Origin of the sequence: Streptomyces sp. NPDC091376 (assembly GCF_044757085.1) — a bacterium.
Taxonomy (GTDB): domain Bacteria; phylum Actinomycetota; class Actinomycetes; order Streptomycetales; family Streptomycetaceae; genus Streptomyces; species Streptomyces pratisoli.
In genome coordinates this window covers 1-2,704 of record NZ_JBIVUF010000064.1, presented here as the reverse complement: position 1 = coordinate 2,704, position 2,704 = coordinate 1, and the positions used below count along the sequence as shown (strand labels likewise).

The following is a 2,704-nucleotide window of genomic DNA, read 5'->3' as shown; positions in this document are numbered from 1 at the left end:
CATCCCCGCAACTACCTGGCCTTTCTCGGCCTCGCCGCCGCTCTGTGCTGCTACAAGCGACTCGTCCGCCTCACCACATAGGACACGGCCTTAGTACTCCAGCGAGATTTCGTGTCCTGAGCTGGTTGTTGTCGTTGTCAGGGCATGGTGGGGACGGTAGAGGCAGAGGTTTAGGCGTCGGAGTTTGATGCTCTGCTGGCGCGTGCTGGGGGCCGGTTTGGCCGGGTGGATCTGCGGTGGCGGATGCGGGACTACGTGCGGGGCTTGCTGGCTCCGGTGGGGCGGAAGAACGGCTGGGGCCTGGCTGAATGGGCAGGTCACCGGGACCCTGCCGGCATGCAGCACCTGCTCGGGGGTGCCCGTTGGGACGCGGACGCATTGCGGGATGACGTCCGTGACTACGTCGGAGAACGACTCGGCCCGAACGGTGTGCTGATCATCGACGACACCGGCTTCATCAAGAAGGGCACCACCTCCGCGGGCGTAGGCCGGCAGTACACAGGCGCCTCGGGGGCCTGTGTCTGAATAACTGTCAGTGTTGATCTGTGCAGGTGTCGTCGCGTGATGGTAGGTGGGCCTGCAGTTGGGCGAGGGTGCGGGCCGGGGTTCCGGGTAGTGGAGTGACCGCGACGCGGTGCAGGTCCAGGAGGCGGTGGCCGTCTTGGAACTGGTTGGACAGGTTGGTGCGGGTGACGTTCAGGAGCTGGGCCAGGAGTGTGCTGGTGGCAGCTCTGCGGCGGCGTAACAGGGCGGTCAGCAGACGGTGGTAGTGGTCGAGGCTGCTGGTCTGCGGGTGGAGGTAGCTGCGTGGGCGGTGGAAGCGTCGTTGGAATGCCGCCTCGGCCAGGGCATCCCAGTACGGTTCCGAGATGGCGACCAGGTGGTCGAAGTCGGATCGTGACATGCCGGTCAGGGCCGGGGCGCTGAGTATCGCGGTCAGGGCCGGATCGATCCGCCGGCGGCTCGGCGCCTGCTTGGGCAACCGGGGTGCGACCGGTGCCAGGGTGTAGTTCCAGTCGCCGTGGAAGGCATGGGGTGTGATCGGCAGGGCACGGAACTCGGCGGCCGTGACGGTACTGCCCAGGCCATATCGGGCGGTGTCGAGTTCGGCTCCGAGCTTGAGCCCGGTGCGAGTGGTCGTGGCGGCGATCGTCTCGATGACGGTCTCGTAGCTGGTCAGGGGTCTGCCCCGCCAGTTCGCGGTGATGTGGCAGAACATTCGGTGTTCGATCTTGTTCCACTTCGATGTTCCGGGTGGGAAGTGGCAGACGGTAATCTCGAGTCCGCTTTCCAGGGCGAAGGCGGCGAGGTGCTTCTTCCATGTCCAGCGGCGGGGGTCGTTGGAGCCGCCGCAGTCGGCGGTGATCAGCAGCCGGCCGGCGTCCGGGTGGTCGCCCCGTCCGCGCTACTGCCACCAGCGGCGGATGGACTGCACGGCGAACTCGGCCGTGTCGTGGTCGGTGCCGACGTTGACCCATCCGGCGTTGCGGGCGATGTCGTAGACCCCGTAGGGGATGACAACGGGCTGGTCGCTGGTGATGAACGTGTGGCAGTCGACACGAATGGGGTTCTTGCCCGGACGCCAAGTGCGGCCGGGTCGGTCGCGGTTGCCGAGCCACTCCTTGGCCTTGGTGTCGACGCTGATCACCGGCTGGTTGTCTGCGAGGAATGCGGTGGCGGTGGCGTTGATGTGCGTGAACTGGGCATCCCGGTCCGGATGGCTGGCGCCTTCCGTGGTTTTGGCGGTGCCCTGCAGGCTGTATCCCGCAGCATGCAGCAGGCGTCCGACGGTCGCCGCGCTGACGGGGTGCCCCTGAGAGGTCAGCGCCGAGGCCAGGGACCGCAACGAGAGCGTGGTCCAGCGCAACGGCGAGACCGGATCACCCCGGGTTGTCGGCTCGATCAGCGTTTCAAGCGCGGGCAGCAGCCCGGGGTCGGTGACCGTCACCGGCTTACGGCCAGCTCCTGGAGCCCTGATCCGCCCGGTCGGCAACGGGCGTCCGGACAGCTCGGCGATCCCACGTCTGATCGTGCTCGCACTGGCGCCAGAGGCTGCCGCCACCAGCGTGATCCCGCCGTGGCCCAGCGCGGCGGCCTCACTGGCCAGGTAGATCCGCCGGCGCCGCTCATCGAGATGGGGAAGGAACTGATCGAACTTCGCTCTCAAAGCCACAGCCGAAGCCCGAGCGGCCGTACGCGCAGTCACACCTCATTGTCCCGCCAACACCCGTACACCGCACAGTAATTGAAACACAGGCCCCCGGGGAAGATCGACAACTGCCAGATCGGGGTGTTCGCCGCCTATGCGACCAAGCACGGACGAGCGCTGGTGGACCGGGAGTTGTATCTGCCGAAGGCCTGGGCGTCGGACCGGGAACGCTGCCGGGCGGCGAAGATCCCGGACGAGCGGAAGTTCGCGACCAAGGGCGATCTGGCGAAAGCGATGGTCACGCGCCTGCTCGCGGCGGGGCTTGCGGCCTCGTGGGTGACTGCGGACGAGGCTTACGGCCAGGGGTGGAAGTTCCGCCGCGTACTGGAGGAACTCGGTGTCGGCTACGTTGTCGCGGTCCCGAAATCGCAGCAGGTCAAGAGCCTGGCTGGGTTCTGGTGGATCGATGAGCTCTTCGATGGGGCCCCGGAAGACGTCTGGCAACGGATCTCCTGCGGTCCGGGCGCCAAGGGCCCACGGGTCTATGACTGGGCC

General features: G+C 67.0%; 1 protein-coding gene and 2 pseudogenes. 2 read left to right on the top strand and 1 reads right to left on the bottom strand.

Going from position 1 to position 2,704, the window contains the following annotated elements:
- Nucleotides 1–192: 192 nt before the first annotated feature.
- Nucleotides 193–513 (top strand): annotated as a pseudogene (locus tag ACIQMR_RS38310) (transposase); the annotation flags it as partial.
- Here the strand turns inward: ACIQMR_RS38310 and ACIQMR_RS38305 are convergent.
- Nucleotides 399–2,206 (bottom strand): annotated as a pseudogene (locus ACIQMR_RS38305) (ISAzo13 family transposase). The pseudogenes ACIQMR_RS38310 and ACIQMR_RS38305 overlap by 115 nt on opposite strands.
- Nucleotides 2,207–2,245: 39 nt before the next feature.
- On the opposite strand from ACIQMR_RS38305, the gene ACIQMR_RS38300 reads away from it, so the two are divergent.
- Nucleotides 2,246–2,704: transposase (locus ACIQMR_RS38300; RefSeq protein WP_401397777.1), on the top strand; the 459-nt coding region annotated here is incomplete at its 3' end.